Annotated in this window: 10 protein-coding genes; 6 read left to right on the top strand and 4 right to left on the bottom strand. The window is 58.6% G+C overall.

Features of this window, described 5'->3' with window-relative positions; genetic code table 11:
* Nucleotides 1-21: 21 nt before the first annotated feature.
* From ACWNRM_RS06095 to hemC, 3 genes are all read right to left on the bottom strand, one after another.
* Nucleotides 22-522, bottom strand: coding sequence for a pseudoazurin (locus ACWNRM_RS06095; protein WP_485169937.1), 501 nt, complete (start codon nucleotides 520-522; stop codon nucleotides 22-24).
* A gap of 139 nt (nucleotides 523-661) precedes the next feature.
* Nucleotides 662-2,857 (bottom strand): catalase/peroxidase HPI, encoded by a 2,196-nt coding sequence (katG, locus tag ACWNRM_RS06090; protein WP_485170049.1) that lies wholly within the window; start codon nucleotides 2,855-2,857, stop codon nucleotides 662-664.
* Between the two features lie 303 nt (nucleotides 2,858-3,160).
* Nucleotides 3,161-4,213, bottom strand: a complete 1,053-nt coding sequence (hemC, locus tag ACWNRM_RS06085; RefSeq protein ID WP_485172172.1) for a hydroxymethylbilane synthase — start codon at nucleotides 4,211-4,213, stop codon at nucleotides 3,161-3,163.
* A 259-nt stretch (nucleotides 4,214-4,472) separates the two neighbouring features.
* Here hemC and ACWNRM_RS06080 point away from each other — a divergent pair, with 259 nt between their 5' ends.
* Entirely contained in the window at nucleotides 4,473-6,590 is a 2,118-nt protein-coding gene (locus ACWNRM_RS06080; RefSeq protein ID WP_485169939.1) for a TonB-dependent receptor, read from the top strand.
* A 45-nt stretch (nucleotides 6,591-6,635) separates the two neighbouring features.
* Here ACWNRM_RS06080 and ACWNRM_RS06075 read toward each other — a convergent pair whose 3' ends face one another.
* Nucleotides 6,636-7,358, bottom strand: coding sequence for a GntR family transcriptional regulator (locus ACWNRM_RS06075; protein ID WP_485169940.1), 723 nt, complete (start codon nucleotides 7,356-7,358; stop codon nucleotides 6,636-6,638).
* A gap of 143 nt (nucleotides 7,359-7,501) precedes the next feature.
* On the opposite strand from ACWNRM_RS06075, the gene ACWNRM_RS06070 reads away from it, so the two are divergent.
* The 5 genes from ACWNRM_RS06070 (at nucleotide 7,502) to ACWNRM_RS06050 (ending at nucleotide 17,218) form a co-directional block, all read left to right on the top strand.
* Complete coding sequence (locus ACWNRM_RS06070) at nucleotides 7,502-9,835, top strand: TonB-dependent receptor (RefSeq protein WP_485169941.1); 2,334 nt, start codon at nucleotides 7,502-7,504, stop codon at nucleotides 9,833-9,835.
* A gap of 62 nt (nucleotides 9,836-9,897) precedes the next feature.
* Nucleotides 9,898-11,187 carry a cation:dicarboxylate symporter family transporter gene (locus ACWNRM_RS06065; protein WP_485169942.1) on the top strand — a complete coding sequence of 430 codons (1,290 nt, stop codon included), beginning with the start codon at nucleotides 9,898-9,900 and terminating at the stop codon, nucleotides 11,185-11,187.
* 11 nt (nucleotides 11,188-11,198) lie between these two features.
* The gene (locus tag ACWNRM_RS06060) at nucleotides 11,199-12,236 is read left to right on the top strand and encodes an Ldh family oxidoreductase (RefSeq protein WP_485169943.1); all 1,038 of its coding nucleotides are present in this window, start codon (nucleotides 11,199-11,201) and stop codon (nucleotides 12,234-12,236) included.
* Nucleotides 12,237-12,639: 403 nt separating this feature from the next.
* The gene (locus ACWNRM_RS06055) at nucleotides 12,640-15,162 is read left to right on the top strand and encodes a TonB-dependent receptor plug domain-containing protein (protein WP_485169944.1); all 2,523 of its coding nucleotides are present in this window, start codon (nucleotides 12,640-12,642) and stop codon (nucleotides 15,160-15,162) included.
* Nucleotides 15,149-17,218: a M1 family metallopeptidase gene (locus ACWNRM_RS06050; protein ID WP_485169945.1), complete on the top strand. Its 2,070-nt coding sequence runs from the start codon at nucleotides 15,149-15,151 to the stop codon at nucleotides 17,216-17,218. Before ACWNRM_RS06055 ends, ACWNRM_RS06050 begins: the two co-directional genes overlap by 14 nt.
* Nucleotides 17,219-17,231: the final 13 nt, after the last annotated feature.

Genomic DNA, 17,231 nt, shown 5'->3' with positions numbered 1-17,231 from the left:
CCCTGCCTGACCGCCATCGGGTCAGCCTCGATCGAGCGTATCGAAAAGCTTTCTGAACCGTATTGCCGCTGCACCGGGCTGCGACACAGCCTTGGCCGCCGCTTCATTGTCCGGTTTGTCGACCACGACCATGCCCACCATACCCATCCAGTAATGGGGCAGGCATTTATAGCCATACAGGCCCGGCTTGCTGAACGTCACGTTCAGATCATGACTCATGGGGCCGGTAAAGGGGGCCGCACCCTCAGGCAGCATACCGGGAATCGACTGCACATTATGACCGGGGTCGGCAGCGATGAAATGCACCGTATCGCCCGTATGGATGTGGACGATGGCAGGATCAAAACCACGGCCACCATCGGGCGCATGGCTCAGCATCCTGACCTCCACCGTCGCCGCATGAGCCGCGCTGAGCGACGCGGCACAGATCAGGATCGCACCGGTCAGAACCATGAAGAATGAGGGAAAAAAGGCCTGAAGAACCCGCGGCGGGGCAATCAGGCGTGAAAAAAGACGGGTCATTTGAATGGTCTCCCCGAAGTGAGAGGCGCAGGGGGCAATCTGGCAGGGATCCGGCGAACGGCCCCTGTCTCGCAGCCCATGTCTTGCGGCCCCTGTCTCATGGCCCCGGCTGGATGCCAGACGGGGCCGTGCGCGGTCATTACTGGCGGTGCAGGTCGAAGCGATCGAGCGTCATGACCTTGGTCCAGGCGCTGGCGAAATCCTTCACGAATTTCGCCTTGGCATCGTCAGAGGCATAGACCTCCACAACGGCGCGCAATTCGGCATTCGCACCAAAAATCAGATCGACCGAGGAGGCCGTCCAGCGCGGCTTGTTCGTCTCACGATCCAGCCCGTCATACACGCCCGGCTGCGTCGACTTCTCCCAGCGCGTGGACATATCGAGCAGATTGACAAAGAAGTCGTTGCTCAGTGTCCCGGGACGCGTGGTCAGAACACCCTGCGCGGAGTGGCCGGTATTGATGTCCAGAACACGCAGGCCGCCCAGAAGTACGGTCATTTCCGGTACGCTCAGCGAGAGATTGCTGGCACGATCGACAAGCATCTGCGTGGGTGATTTCTCATCCGGCTCGGCGCGATAATAGTTCCGGAAGGCATCGGCGCTGAGGTCCAGCAGGGCAAAGCTCTGCTTGTCCGTCTGCTCGGGACCGGCATCCACACGGCCTGGGGCAAAAGGCAGATCCAGCGCGACACCGGCTTTGTGCGCCGCCTGCTCGACACCCACATTACCCGCCAGCACGATCACATCGGCCAGAGACACCTTGCGCCCATGATGCGCGCCACCATTGAAATGCTGCTGCACCGCCTCGAGCTTCGGCAGAACGGATTTCAGCTCTGCCGGATCATTGACGGCCCAGTCATTCTCGGGAGCCAGACGGATACGGGCCCCATTGGCCCCGCCGCGATGATCGGAGTCACGGAACGATGCGGCAGAGGCCCAGGCGGTCTTGATCATCTCGCGCTCTGTCAGCCTGGATGCCGCGATTGCCTTCTTCAGCTCGCGAATATCCGCCGCATTGACCATTGCGCCCTGAGCCGCAGGAAGCGGGTCCTGCCACAGGAAATCGGCCGCCGGGACTTCTGGCCCGAAATAGCGCGATTTCGGCCCCATGTCGCGATGGGTCAACTTGAACCACGCATGGGCGAATGCATCGGCAAACTGTTCGGGATGCGCGGCCCAGCGCGTGATGATGGCGCGATAGGACGGATCGGTACGCAGCGCGATATCGGTCGTGAACATCATGAGCGGATGCAGCTTGTTCGGATCGCTTGCATCGGGAACGATGTTCTCTGCGTCTTTGGGGACCCATTGCGTGGCCCCGGCGGGGCTCTTGGTCTTGACCCATTCATGACCCAGCAGGTTGTCGAGATATTGCGAGGTGAAATGGATCGGATCAGCCGACCATGCGCCCTCGAGCCCGCTGGTAATGGCATCGGTCGCCTTCAGCTTGCCCTTTACGCAGTGATTGGCCCAACCCAGACCCTGCTGCTCGACAGGAGCCGCAGCGGGGGCAACGCCCACGCATTTGGTGGCCGAGGCCGCACCATGCGCCTTGCCGAAGGTATGGCCGCCTGCAATCAGGGCAACGGTTTCCTCGTCATTCATCGCCATGCGCCCAAAGGCGAGACGGATCATCTGTGCTGCAGCTGCCGGGTCCGGCACACCATTCGGGCCTTCCGGGTTCACATAGATCAGGCCCTTGGTGGTCGAGGCCAGAGGCTTGGGCAGGTGGCCTCCGGGCTCGACGCTGGATTTCTTGACCTGTGAATCGACGTTCGAGCTCATGAACTGGGTGCCGGGGCCCCAATAGACCAGCTCGCTCTGCCAGTCATCGGCACGACCACCTGCAAAGCCAAGGGTCTTGAAGCCCATGGATTCGAGCGCGACATTACCCGTCAGCACCATCAGATCGCCCCATGAGAGATCGCGACCATATTTCTTCTTTACTGGCCACAGCAGGCGACGCGCCTTGTCGAGGCTCGCATTATCGGGCCAGCTGTTCAGCTGCTCAAAACGCTGCTCGCCGCCCTCTTCGCCCCCTCGACCATCCATGGCGCGATAGGTGCCCGCTGCGTGCCAGGCCATACGCACGAAGAACGGGGCGTAGGTACCATAATCGGCAGGCCACCAGGGCTGAGACTGGGTCAGGGTCTTGCGGATATCCGCCTTGACGGCAGCCAGATCGAGCTTGCTGAAATCACGCGTATAGACAAAATCCGGCCCATAGGGATTTGATTCGCTGTCATGCACACGCAGCGGCGACAGGTTCAGACGTGTTGGCCAGTAGAATTCATTCGGGTTCTCGATCCCATCCGCCCGCGCTGCATGAGGCATGGCGGTAAGAGTTGTGGTTGCGATCAACGCCGCCATACCGAATTTCAGCAATCTCATTTCCGGACTCCAAAACAATCACGAATGACCCACTCTTGTTCCGGGTCATTACTGCTGTTTCTGTCCTATGGACTTCGTTCTTATTGATCCAACCGTTTGTCTCTATATCTCTGACAGGAAAAACCCCGATTCTGTAATTGCCATGACGAGAAGATTTTCCCACCGTGTTTATCCACGAGGAAAAATGCCCTGCCTCACCAGACAGGACACGCCGTAATCAGAGATCAGAAAATGTTCGGAGGGGTGTTACCAGCCGGGCTGGCCAATCAGCGCATCGAATATCCGGGCCGGTGTGTCACGACGCAGGATACCAGCCAGTTCGGCCCCCAGACAGGCCGCCTCATCCACGCTGCCCTTGAGGGAACGGCGCAGCATGAAACTGCCATCCTCAGACGCCACAAGCCCATGCAGGGTCAGAACCTGCCCGGCGATGGTGGCATAACCACCCACCGGCGTCCGGCATGATCCGTCCAGACCGGCCAGCAATGCACGCTCTGCCGTTGCGGCATAACGCGCGGTCCTGTCCTCAAGCGCAGGCATGAGCGCGCGAGCGCCCGAGTCACGACGGCGCAAGGTGATGCCGATAATCCCCTGACCACAAGCCGGGATCATATCGTCGGGTTGGAAAATCAGATCGACCCGTGCCCCCATGCCAAGACGTTTCATTCCGGCGAGCGCCAGGAATGTGGCGTCGCACGCCCCGGCCTCCAGCTTGGCCAGACGCGTCTGGACATTGCCGCGTATGAGGCAGAAACGCAGATCGGGACGGCGCGCGAGAAGCTGTGCCTGACGCCGTACCGAAGCGCAGCCAATCAGGGCGCCTTTTGGCAGGCAGTCCAGTGGATCACCACCGGGGCGGACAGCATCGCGATCACGTAGAACCAGCCCGTCACGGGGGTCTTCACGACGCAGGACGCAACCCAGCATCAGATCGTCCGGCAGGAAGGTTTCCAGATCCTTGAGGCTATGCACGGCAAAATCGATGTCGCCCGCCCTGAGCGCTTCATGGATTTCACGGGAAAACAGCCCCTTGCCGCCGATTTCGGCGAGACGCCGTGCCTGATCACGGTCACCACGGGTCGAGATTGGATGCTCTTTCACCGAGCCGAAAATTTCCAGAAAGGGAAAGGCCTCGCCCAGCTGCGCCATGAAGCTGCGCGTCTGTACCAGCGCCAGAGGCGATGCACGCGTGCCAACCCGAAGATCACGCCCGAAAACCGGATGCGGCGGCGGCCGAGACGACAGGGTCGCGGCAAAATTCAGATCGGTCATCAGGGAGGAGGCGGGCAGGATGGTCATAATCCCCAGCTTAGTACCCCGACCATTCCAGGTGTAATTGTTTGTTATGCGCTCAGTGAAAGGATTTACCTGTCAGAGCCGGAGTATTCTGCGCAGGACGCTGGCTGCCCCCCTTTCTGTGGCCGCTCCTGCCTCGTGTCTTCGTCGCAACAAGTTACGTCGATGTGACGAAATCATGGGGTTCGAGAGGCATTCGCTCTTTTTGATGAGAATGATTCTTATTATCATCAAAAAGATCTCCATCGAAAGGCTTTCTCATATGCCCTCCCTGCCCGCTGTTCTGTCACAAGGCCGGAATATCCCGCTGACCGGAACCCTTCTGCTTGCCCTGGTGAGTGGGATTCTCTTTCTTCCCGATACTGCGCAGGCCGAGGAAGAGAACAGCAAAACAGTTTCCACCTCACAGCAGGGCAAGAAAAAAGAAGCGCCACCCAATAATGAGACCGCAAACCCGACCGAAACGATCGTGGTTGTTGGAGACACGCTCGACCACCTGCAAAACACCAACAGCGCCGTAACGGTTTTGCGTCATCTCGACGCAAGCGAATACCGGTCGCTTTACGATGTGGTCAATCGCGTACCCAACATGATCGGGAATGCTGCTGATATTCCGACCATACGTGGCGTGACGGGCTCTGGCGCGGCAGGTGGTATCTTCAGTCTGATGTCAGGCAGTCGCCCCAGAACGGCGACCATTATCGATGGCCTGCCCGAAACCTATTCAGGTCAGCGTTATGTCGATGCCGGAACCTGGGATATGGATCAGGTCAGCGTGCTGCGCGGCCCTCAGGCCACGACACAGGGCCGAAACGCCATAGGAGGCGCCATCACGCTGAATTCCAAAGCACCGACGCAGTACTGGCAGGCTGGCGTCAGGGGCGGTTATGAAAGCGCAGGCAGCAAAGGTGTTTTTGCCGGGCTGCTCTCCGGCCCGATCATCAAGGATGAGCTGGCTTTTCGTCTCACGGCAGACGGCGTGCGCGGCGACAGCTACATCCGCTATCCAGGTAGTGGTTGGCCTTTCAACCCGCATGAGGTGAGCCAGACCTCGATACGCGGCAAGCTGCTCTGGACCCCGAAAATCCTGCCTGCGCTCAAGGTCACGCTCATGGGCTGGCATCGCGAGCAGCACGGCGAATATCTCTACACCGCCACGGGGCCCGACCTGTTTCGCTATCGCTTCGATAATACGGATATGAACACGCGCATCTCGGATTCGAGCATCGATCAGGCAAGCCTGCGCGCCAGTTACCGAATCTCCCCATCCCTGACTAATGAACTGACCTATGGCCATGTCTGGTATGATGCGCTGTTCCATCAGGGTAATGCCATCGGCAGCGCCAGCAGCCTTGGCCAACTTGCCCTGCGCGAACAGAACAATACGGTCGAGGACAGGCTTGTTCTTGCTCCGGCGCAGAGTCATTTCAATGGTGTCGCCGGGTTCTATTACTTCAACCGCGACCAGAATATCCGATCTGATATGGGCGTAAATGGCCCTGACGCCGAACGCACCTACGCAGGCTATGTTGACGGAACACTTCATCTTATCGGCGGGCTGAGCCTGATCGCGGGCGGGCGCGTCGAACGTGAGGAGCAGGCGCGCAATGTTGCCCTCTCATGGGGCAAGGTCGCGCTCAATGCCGGAACCACCATGTTTCTGCCGAAAGGTGGATTGAGCTACAGCTTTACCCCGGTAACCAGTGCAAGTTTTACCGCACGACGCGGCTACAACCCGGGAGGTGGCGCCATCGACTGGGATAATGGTACCTATTACCAGTACGGCAAGGAAACGGTAACGACCTATGAGCTTGGCGGCCATACCGAACTCCTGAACCGCAAGCTGAGCCTGAACACCAATCTGTTTTACAATGATTATCACGACTATCAGGATCTGCTGAACTATACCTTCGTCAATATCCCGCATGGGCGCAGTCTGGGCCTTGAGCTCGAAGCGATTTACCACGTCACGAAAACCCTGGAGCTTTTCGGCGGACTTGGCCTTCTGGACACCAAGATCCTTGATGCCCCGGCAGCCTATCATTCGGTCGAAGGTAAGAAATTCAGCAATGCCCCCTCGGCAACGCTCAATATCGGCATCGAGAAAAGCTTCAGAAACGGCCTGTTCATGGGGGGGAATTTCAACCGCGTCGGCAGCTACACCTCGCAGGTGGAAAGCGGCACGGGGCTGGTGGCAGGAGACTATAATGTTCTCAATGCCCATATAGGCTATCGCACGCGCCATTACACAATCCGGTTCTATAGCAAGAACCTGACCAATGAGAACATCCTGTTCAGCGGCCGCACCAACTGGGCTGGTCTTCAGGCCCAGATCGGCCAGCCACGCACCTTCGGCTTTACGATCGACGGGCGCCTCTGACTCGCCATCGACATCACCTGCCCTGCCATGACACGGCAGAATTGGTCATGATTCAGCCAGCGCGCCGCTCAACCCGGCATGGCGATTACTTCTTGCACGATTACGCAGGGCTTTCTCGAGATGTACCAGATGGTCCTGTGTGATGCGTATGGCCTCTTCCCGATCCCCACGCTCCATGGCCGAAATCAGCTCGCCATGATCGTTGCATGAATGCTGGGCGTCTTCTTCCGATTGATACAGGGCAGAAATCAGCACGGTACGCGCCGTCAGATTTTCAAGAATATCAGCCAGAATCGAATTGCCCAGCACATCGGCCATATGCACATGAAAATGGCCGAGCAGGTAAGAGCGTCTCGCCAGATCCTGCCCCGCGATAGCCGCCTGCTGTGCTTCATGATGCAACCGCAACCGCGCGACCGTCTCTGGCGAGATAAGCACATGATCCATGATCAGCCCAGTCTCGACAGCGCGCCTGGCCTCGATAATCTCACGCGCTTCAGCCACGGTCGGCTCAATGACGAACCATCCGCGACGCGGTGAAACATCGACCAGCCCCCTGCTGCTGAGACGGATCATCGCCTCGCGCACCAGCGTGCGTGATACACCAAAGATCTCGCCGACCTCCTTTTCCCCAAAGCGTTCGCCTGGCGCGATTCGCCCTGAAAGCACGGCGTGGATGATCCGCTCTTCAATCACAAGGCCGCTGGCACGTTCCGGGTCGATTTTCTTGTGTAGCATAAGTGTTTTATGCGCCGGACGAGAACTCATGGCAAGCACCGCGCATCGTATCGAACCAGCAATGTCCCACACAGATTTTACAAATCTTTCATTTCGCTATGGAACTGTTCCAATTTGTATTCTAGATAGTATACAAGTTTGTCTGGATAAAAATAATACAGTCGGAGCTGTCCATGTCCCCTCTGAAGTCCCGCCGCCCCTCGCGTATGATATCCTGTCGGACAGTTCTGCTGGTCTCAACCATTGTCGCCTCGTCATTGCTCGCTGTCGCCACGACAGAAGCTCAGGCGGCATCCTCATCCGCGCACGCCAAACCGGAGCGGCACGCTAAGGCACACCCTCATGCGCCGCTCAATGGCAGCAGTGAAACCGTGCATGTCTCGGCGCGGCGCGGCGTAACCAGTGCAGGTCAGCATGATGCTCATTCCGAAACCGTTCTGTCCCGTCAGGAATTGCAGAACCGGAACGTTCGGCAGCTGACAGATATTGTGCGCGTGGCGCCCAACCTGACCATCCAGCCGAGCTTTGGCAGCGCCGCCCTCAATTTCGCCCTGCGTGGCGTGGGGCTGATGGATTTTACCCAGAACAATACCCCATCGGTCATGCCCTATGTCGATGGCATCGCCTATCCGGTCAGCATCATGACCACCGGTATCCTGTTCGATATGGATGACGTGTCCGTCGCCCCTGGTGCCTCGGGCTTCACGCATGGTCAGCCGACCACCGGCGGCGAGGTCAATTTCCACACGGGCGATCCGACGCAGCAATTCCATGCGGGCCTGACGGAGGATATCGCCAGCTACGGGCGCAATCGCGTCGAGGGTTTTGTTTCTGGGCCACTGTCAAAAAGCGTGTCCTATCGTATTGCCGGGCAGTCCCTCACGGGGGGAGGCTTTCAGCACAATGCGCAGGGCACAGGTTACGGCAACAGCAATATCGGCGCGTTGCGCGGCAAGCTGCGCTGGAAGATTGACGAGACCTCGCGCCTTGATATCGGGGGCCACTGGACAACCGACCAGTCGGAATCCTCCTCGGGTCACAATCTCTACAATTCCTACGGCGTCCCCATCACGGGAGATATCTACCAGACGGCATGGGGTCTCGACCCGCGTTTTGCCAAGATCATTGGCATCAATCCCAACAATACCAAGCCGCGTGAGGATAATCTCTTCTGGGGCGCGAATGTGCGCTACACCAAGGAATTCAACTGGGCGCGTCTGTGGTCACAAAGCGCCTATGAGATGGTTGACGAGCATGAGCTGACGAACCAGACCAACTCGGTCAAATCCTACGGCAACATGTTCCGCAACAACCAGACCAATGTGTTTTCGCAGGAAGTAAAGCTGGAATCGCGTGACCCGAAAGCGCGCTTCCACTGGGAGACGGGTCTGTATTACAGCCGCTCGCGCATGGCACAGAGCTTCTGGTACGACAGCTCTGATCGTCCCGGCACCACGCCGCTGAACGAGACGTCCTATCGTCAGAACCAGCAGAACTTCAACCAGTACGTACAACTCAGCTATCGTATTCTGCCGAAACTCACGCTGATCGGCGCGATCAACCACGATTCCGACGACCGCCAGATGCTCAATCTGACGAGCACCAACGTCAATCTGAATACCGGGCTTGCCACCTCGCAAACCAATTTCGGCAATGCGGGCGCGCTCACCAATCAGTTCGGCGGACGCGTCGGGGTCCAGTATCAGGTTACGCCCAGCATCATGGGCTATGCCATCTTCTCCAAAGGGTTCAAGCCCGGCGGCTTCTCGGCCAATATCACCCAGAACGCCAATCAGCTTCGCCCCTTCAAGCCTGAATCCGTACTTACTTATGAAGGCGGCTTCAAAACCATGCTGTTCAACCGCCGCCTGCGCTTCAATGCGGCTGGGTTCTATTACGATTATCGCGACCAACAGATCCTTGGCAGCATTCTGGTGCCCCCCTATGGCGTACTGGGTGGCTATGTAAACGCCCCGCGCTCCTATATCTACGGTGCCGAATTCGACATGGAGGCCCATCCGTTTCATGGGCTCGTGCTCACCCAGAATTTTGGGTACCAGAATGGTGTGTACACACAGTTTCAGAGCCTGAACCGCAGCGCCACCACGGCACAATTTGCCTCTACCGGTGTCTGGTCGCCCGTCTATACCAACTACAATGGCTACAATATGGGGCTCGCCAACCTCACCCTTTCCGGCGCCGCGGTCTATAGCTGGAACGTATTTGCCGATTATCGCATGAGTTTCGACGTCGATTACAACTATCGTGGCGCGCAGACACAGCCACAGCATATCGGCGATGGCGGCATCTATCGTGCACCGGCCTATTTCCTGCTCAACTCCTTCCTGACCTTTGCGGCGCCCAAGCAACACTGGTCGCTTACTGTTTATGGGCAGAATCTCGCCGATCGGCGCTATTGGCTGTCTGGCGGTACGCAGGCAACCTTCTATGGGGTCATTCCTGGCCTGCCCCGTTTCGTCGGTGCGAAGATCAACGTAACCTATTGATCATCCGGCAAGACCAACCCTACGGCGGGGCCTGATCCCGCCCTGCTGACTGGAGAGTCGATTTGAGCACCCATGACCTGAAACGATCTAGCCGTTACCGCCCCGGTATCTTCGTTCAGGTCATTATCGCCACGGTGGCCGGCATAGCGCTCGGGCTGTTTGCGCCTCACCTTGCCCATCAGTGCCGCTGGCTGACCGATCTGTTCCTGCGTCTGATCCTGATGATTGTCGGGCCGCTTCTGTTCTGCATTGTCGTGAGCGGCATCACTGGCGCGGGATCTCTGGGGGCTGTCGGCAAGCTTGGAAGCAGGGCGCTCATCTATTTCGAGGCCATGACCACACTGGTTCTGCTGCTTTCGGTAGGAGCCGCCCTGTTGCTCCATCCCGGGCGCGGGATGAACTATACGCCCAGCCCTGAAGATGCGCATGCCGTTGCCAGCTATGCCGCAAACGCTCATGCCCTGCATGGGCAGGGCATCACGGGGTTCATTCTCAACCTTATTCCGCGCTCTCCCATCGCCGCTTTCGCGGAAGGGAACATTCTCCAGATCCTCTTTTTCGCGGTCCTTCTGGGGTGCTGTCTCTCCCGCCTTGGCGAAGCCGGGGCCCCTATCACCAAACTGATCGAGAGCTTTTCCAGCCTGTTTTCGCGTATGATGCGCGTCATCATCACCACAGCGCCACTGGGCGTTTTTGGTGCCGTTTCGACAACAGTCGCAGAATACGGCCTCGACGCCATCGATCATCTGGCGCTGTTCGTCATTCTGTATTTCAGCGCGATCGCCGTTTTCATTGTGTGCATTCTCGGCGGGTTGCTGGCACTTTGCAAAATCAACCCGCTGCACTTCGCCCGGTATTTCCGCGAGGAAATCCTGATCGTCACCGCCACGACAAGCTCGGACTCCGTGCTGCCCAGCATCATGACCAAGCTCGAAGCCATGGGAATTTCTCGACAGGTGGTGGGGCTTGTCGTTCCGGCAGGCTATTCGCTCAACCTCGATGCCCTGTCGATCTATCTCGGTTTTGCGGTGGTCTTTCTGGCCGAAGTCACCCACACGCCCCTTACGCTCACACAGATTCTCTCGATGCTGGCCACGGCCCTGATCACGTCGAAAGGCGCGCATGGCGTGCCTGGAATTGCGATCGTCGTGCTGGCAGCCACGCTGGCGGCAGCACCATCCATCCCGCTCTCAAGCCTTGTTCTGCTGATTGCCGTTGACTGGTTCAGCGGTATCGCCCGGGCGGTAGGAAACCTTGCAGGCAATTGCGTTGCGCCGGTTGTTCTTGCAGCATGGCAGGGCGCGCTGGACCGCGAACGGGCACACAAGATGCTCGGCACACATAACCGCTGAAACGGGATCTCATGGACACTGCCAATCGTTATCCGGCCCTTCGTCTGGCCGAAGCCTGTCAGGCAAAACTCGTCGCCGCCGGTGCACGGCCAGACGATGCTGCCCAGACCGTACGTGCCATGATGCATGCCTCACGCCTCGGGACAGACAGTCATGGCGTGAGACTGATCGGATATTACGTTGACATGCTGGAAAAGGGTGGCGTGAACAGGGAGCCACACCGCGTCTTTACCCAGACAGCCCCGGCAACCGGCCGTCTGGACGCCGATTTCGGTCTTGCCCATGCAGCATCCTATGAGGCGATGAATCAGGCGATCACTCTGGCGCGCCACGCAGGCATTGGTGCCGTCACCGTGCATCACTCGACCCATTATGGCGCTGGCGGGGCTTATGCGCTCGCCGCCGCTGAACAGGGCTTTGTGTCGCTGGTATTGAGCAATTCCGATCCTGCGGTCGCTCTCGCAGGGGGGCGGACCCCCTTCCACGGTACCAACCCGATCGCCATGGCCGCCCCCGTGCGCGACCGGGAACCCTGGCTGCTCGACATGGCCACCTCGTCCATTCCGTTCAACAGGGTCAAGCTGTACCGAAGCCTGGGCCTGCCTTTACCGCCCGAAGTCGCCCTTAACGAACAGGGACACCCGACACTCGATGCCAGTCAGGCCCGGTTTTTGCAGCCACTCGGCGGGATGGCCTACGGCCACAAGGGCGCAGCCCTGGCGGGACTCGTCACAATTCTCTCCGCCATTCTCTCCGGCGCAGACCCTGACCCCATCATGACCACAACGGCCCAGGCGCAGGAGGGTCACAAACCGCAGAATGTTGGTCACATCATGGTCGCCTTTGATCCGGCAAGATTTATCGGGCAGGCAGCCTTCGAAGCAGAAATGGCCCGCTATCTCGACCTGCTGCGCAATTCGCCCACGGCGGAACCGGACGTGCCGGTATGCGCACCGGGCGACAGGGAATGGGAGGAGGCGCAAAGACGTTTGCAGAACGGGATACCCGTCGATCCTGATACCGAGCGCCTTCTGGGACTGCCTGGCTGAGCACGAAATATATCCCGGATAAAATCGTCTTTGGAAACAGGAACTACCCTGCTCCCAAGGTCAGCCCCGTCAGATCCCGGGAGCCGCAAGACAACACCGATGGGGTACAGGTAACAGGCGCGCACTCATACCCCATCGCTGTCAGTGACTGACCTCTTTGCTGAACCTTTCCATCCATGAACGCCTCCAGTCGGCGGCCCGGTCCCGCGACAGATCCGTCTTGACGAAAGCTGAACGCATTCAGGCATGATCGATACATTTTTGTAACAAAACCCCCAGAGCCGTTTATTATATTATTCTCCGTTACACAAAAGATCCTTTTCATTTATTGCCCAAGCGCCTGCGGTATGATCGAATATTTCTTATTCGTATCATATCGATTTCGTCTCGAAGGGCGTCATTCATGCCAGAACACCTGTCGGCTTATAGAAAAAATCTTGTCGTGGCACTGATTTCGTCAACTGCCCTTTTCCAGATTTCATCATCCCCCGCCCTCGCAAAATCCTCCTCGGTTCATCAAGGCCAGGATCGCCACAAGCATCAGGTAGCAGGCACTTCCCCCTCTGCTCGGCAAAATGCGCCTGTGTCGCGTCCTGCGCCCAGTCGTCGCAAGGCTGCGAGCCCTCATGCCGAAGGCGGCAGTGAAGCCATTATCGTTACCGGCACACGCGCCTCAAATCGCCGGGTTCGTGACAGTTCCTCGCCCATCACGCTTTACACCCAGGCCCAGATGGAGCGCACGGGCGAGCTCAACCTTGCCAGTGTCCTGTCGCGTCTCGACCCGTCCATTACCGTCTCTGCGCTGGGCAATGATACCGCAGCCCTGACCTCATCCATTCGTATGCGCGGACTGTCAGCTAATGAAGTTCTGGTGCTGGTTGACGGCAAGCGGCGCAATATCACCGGCAATATGGCGGGTGGGACCACACCGGTCGATCTCAACATGATCCCGGCAGGGGCCATCGACCATATGGAAGTGCTGCGCGATGGTGCGGCTGCCATGTATGGGTCTGATGCCATCGCCGGCGTGGTGAACATCATCACCAAGAAGACTGATCACGGCATCCATACCTATGCCCAGACAGGCGCCAACGCCTATAATGGCGACGGGTGGCAATATCTGATCGGTGCCGATGGCGGCCGCAAATGGGGACAGGACGGCTTCGTTCATATTTCGGGCCAGGTCTACCACACCGACCATTTCGTGGCCGACAACAAGAGCACGCGCGACCATCGCTGGACCGCCAGTTCGAGCTGGCCTGCCAATTCGAACAAGATCGAAAGCACGCCTGAGGAAACACGCGAGAATCTGTCGATCGAATGGGGCAAGGATATTGTCGAGGGCCTGCGCACCTATGGACTGGTCACCTATGCCCATCGCCATGCCGAAGCCTACGAGAACTACCGCCTCCCCGGGGCCTCGGCACCGACCACGATCTACCCCTATGGTTTCTCCCCTCTGGAGACGATCGACGAAAACAATTTCCAGGCCAATCTTGGCCTGAAGGGCGATGATCTTTTCGGCTTCAGCTGGGATCTGAGTACGCTTTACGGGCAGGATGACGACGATATCGGCGTCAAGAACACCTATAATTCCAGCTACGCCAGTGTGTATGGCTACTCCCCGACGACCACACGTGCGGCGACCTACAGCATGGCTCAGTGGACGAGCAATTTCGACATGCGCCGCAATTTCAATGTCGGCATGGCCACCCCCATGACGTTCGCCATGGGTGCCGAACATCGCCTGGAAATGTACCATGTGGGCGCGGGCAATGATGCCTCCTACCTTTATGGTGGCACATCCGGCTATGCAGGCATCTCACCCGTCAGCGCGGGCGAATGGCAGCGTAATGTCTGGGCCGGCTATCTGGATGGCGATTTCCACCCGCTGAAGCATTGGGATCTCGATTTCGCCGGTCGCTTCGAGCACTACACCGATGCCGGCAATACCGAGACCGGCAAAATTACCACACGCTATGATTTCACACGCCGCATCGCCATCCGCGGCACGATCAGCACCGGTTTCCGCGCGCCGACACTGGCCGAGGAGCATTACAGTTCGCTCAGCGTTTCTCCGACCGGTGCTTCCGGCCTGCTCGGGGCCAACAGCACTGCGGCGCGCTCCATCGGGGCCTCATCGCTCAAGCCCGAGCGGTCAACCAGCGCTGAAGGCGGCATCGTGCTTGAGCCGATCGACCGTTTTCACATTTCTGCCGATGTCTATCAGATCAACATCCGTGACCGTATCCTGGCTGCCTCCAGCATCGCAGGCACATCGGCTCTCGAAGCCATTCAGGCGGCTGGTGTTGATATCGCAACAGGCGGCAGCGTCTCCCTGAGCAATATCAAGGCCTATTACTACGCCAACGCCGCCAGCACCCGCACGCAGGGTCTGGATATCCAGAGCGATTACCGCTTCCTGCTGCATCGCTACGGCTCACTCGATCTTTCCCTGCTACTCAACCTGAACCGCACCGTCGTCACTCATCTCAATACCAATATCTTTGGTAATCCTTTCGCCAACGCCCAGACACAGGCTTCGGCACAGGGCGTGCCGCGCTCCAAGATCATCCTCAATGCTCATTGGGATTACGGCAAATGGGGGGTCAATATCCGCGAGACGCGCTTTGGCTCCTACAAGACCCTGCTTACCTATGAAGATCTCGCACCGTCTTCCGTGCGCTATTCCACCACCACCTTCCTGCCCTTCGAAAATACCCCTGTCTGGACCACCGATCTCGAAGTGGCCTATCGCGTCAACAAGCACTGGCGTCTGGCGATCGGCTCGAACAACATCTTCAATCAGCGTCCCCGCATGGTGCCTGCTGTCGTGAATTATCTCGGGCCGAAGATCTACGATTCCGCCTCTCCGCTTTCCATGACCGGCGCGTATTATTTCGGTCGTGTCGATGCGAATTTCTAAGCCGCTCTGTCGGGCGGCGACAAAGCCCCTTCTCAAGGCCAGCGCTGCAACCGGGCTGGCTACCCTCCTTGTCGCAGCAGCCCCCCCTCCGGCCCATACAGGGCCAGAGAACGAGCCAAGGCCTGCGCATATCTTCGCGCCCATCGATTATCCGACCGCCATCAATCGCTATCGCTCCGCCGATGGAACGCCCGGGCCCGATTACTGGCACAACCGGGCAGATTACCGCATCGATGTCGCGCTTGATGCCCCTGCCCATCGCCTGACCGGGCAGGAGACCATCACCTACCGCAATAACAGCCCCAGCACCCTGAACGTGCTCTGGCTACAGCTTGAACAGAATATCTATCGCGAGACCTCACGGGGCGCAGCCGCCATGCCAGCGCGCTTCAGGGCGCATGGCCACACCGAGGGAATACAGATCGATCGTGTCGCGCTGCTTGACGCGCATGGAAAGGAAATCGCTGTCACGCCCCTGATTTCCGACACGCGGATGCAGATCGCCCTGCCCACCCCGCTTGCGCCTGGGAGCACCGTGAAATTCGCCGTATCATGGCATTACGAAGTCCCCGGAACATGGGGTGGTCGTACGGCCGTCACCCCGTCGCGGAATGGGGATATTTTCGAAATTGCCCAGTTCTATCCACGCATGGCCGTCTTTGACGATCTGCGTGGCTGGGACACAGCGCCTTATCTGGGAGGCGAATTCTATCTCGATTACGGCGATATCGATTATCGCGTCACGGTGCCGTCGAATTTCCTCGTTGTCGGATCGGGAGCGCTCCTCAACGAGAAAGACGTTTTGACGGCGCAGGAACGCCAGCGTCTGGCGCAGGCACGCATGAGCGAAAAACGCGTGCTGATACGCAATCAGGCCGATATCGAGGCTGCCTCCCATCGATCGGCGAACGGCACCCGTAGCTGGCATTTTTTCATGCCCAATACGCGCGATGTGGCCTTTGTTGCCTCTGCTGCCCTGCTCTGGGATGCGGCGAAACTCAATCTGCCGCCTCTTGCCCCGGCCCCGGGGCTGAAACCCACACCACGACTGGCCATGTCGGTTTACCCCGTGGAGGGCATCGGCCCACAGGCCTGGGACCGATCGACAGAATATGTGAAGCACAGCATCGAGTATTTCTCGTCGAGCTGGTACCCCTATCCCTGGGCCACAGCGATCAATGTCGGCGGTCATGGCGCTGGAATGGAATATCCCGGCATCGTTTTTGACGGCATGCAGGACCGTGATGCCAAGCTCTTCTGGATCACTACTCATGAGCTGGGCCATGGGTGGTTCCCCATGATTGTCGGCAGCAATGAGCGCCGCCATGGCTTCATGGATGAAGGGTTCAACACCTTCATCGACTCCCTCGCCTCCCGACACTTCAACAAGGGAGAGTTCGCCCCCAAGCAGGATGGCGAATATGCCCCCGACACGGGCAAGCCAGCGGATGACATCGTCAAAATCCTGAAAGACCCGGTCTATGACCCGCTCATGACCTCGTCCACCATTCCAGGTCATGGCAATCGTCATGCCATGGCCTATTTCAAGGCGGCCTACGGTCTCGAATTGCTGCGCAGTCAGATCCTGGGGCCGGAACGCTTTGACCGCGCCTTTCGCCATTACATCGCCGTATGGGCCTACAAGCACCCGACCCCTTCGGACTTCTTTCGTCTGATGGAGAGCGATGCCGGTGAAGACCTCTCCTGGTTCTGGCGCGGCTGGTATTTCGAGAATCGCAGCCCCGATTATGCGCTCGATGCCATCGATTATACCGACAAGGACCCGAAAAAAGGCGTCTCGCTGACCATCATCAACAAGGGATGGCTGCCTTTGCCGGTCACGCTTGCCGTCACCCGTGACGATGGCAGCGTTGAACGCCTTGTTGTTCCGACAGAAGTCTGGAGCGGCGGCAATACCCATGTCGTGACGCTCAAAGGCGGTAGCCCGGTACGGCGCGCCACCCTCGACCCGGATCATGCCATTCCGGATATCGATCGCAGCAATGATGCGCTCAGCCCGGCGCCACGCCCCTCTTCACCCGCTTCTTCTCACTGAATTCAGGACCGTC

This window comes from Asaia sp. A2, assembly GCF_057319415.1.
Note: the sequence above shows the minus strand (reverse complement) of the source record. Positions and strands in the feature narration are given on the sequence as shown.

Excerpts from the sequence above, each read along its gene's own strand:
- ACWNRM_RS06095 (WP_485169937.1), bottom strand. The coding sequence starts at position 522 with ATGACCCGTCTTTTTTCACGCCTGATTGCCCCGCCGCGGGTTCTTCAG.
- katG (WP_485170049.1), bottom strand. The coding sequence starts at position 2,857 with ATGCCTCATGCAGCGCGGGCGGATGGGATCGAGAACCCGAATGAATTC.
- hemC (WP_485172172.1), bottom strand. The coding sequence starts at position 4,213 with ATGACCATCCTGCCCGCCTCCTCCCTGATGACCGATCTGAATTTTGCC.
- ACWNRM_RS06080 (WP_485169939.1), top strand. The coding sequence starts at position 4,473 with ATGCCCTCCCTGCCCGCTGTTCTGTCACAAGGCCGGAATATCCCGCTG.
- ACWNRM_RS06075 (WP_485169940.1), bottom strand. The coding sequence starts at position 7,358 with ATGAGTTCTCGTCCGGCGCATAAAACACTTATGCTACACAAGAAAATC.
- ACWNRM_RS06070 (WP_485169941.1), top strand. The coding sequence starts at position 7,502 with ATGTCCCCTCTGAAGTCCCGCCGCCCCTCGCGTATGATATCCTGTCGG.
- ACWNRM_RS06060 (WP_485169943.1), top strand. The coding sequence starts at position 11,199 with ATGGACACTGCCAATCGTTATCCGGCCCTTCGTCTGGCCGAAGCCTGT.
- ACWNRM_RS06055 (WP_485169944.1), top strand. The coding sequence starts at position 12,640 with ATGCCAGAACACCTGTCGGCTTATAGAAAAAATCTTGTCGTGGCACTG.
- ACWNRM_RS06050 (WP_485169945.1), top strand. The coding sequence starts at position 15,149 with ATGCGAATTTCTAAGCCGCTCTGTCGGGCGGCGACAAAGCCCCTTCTC.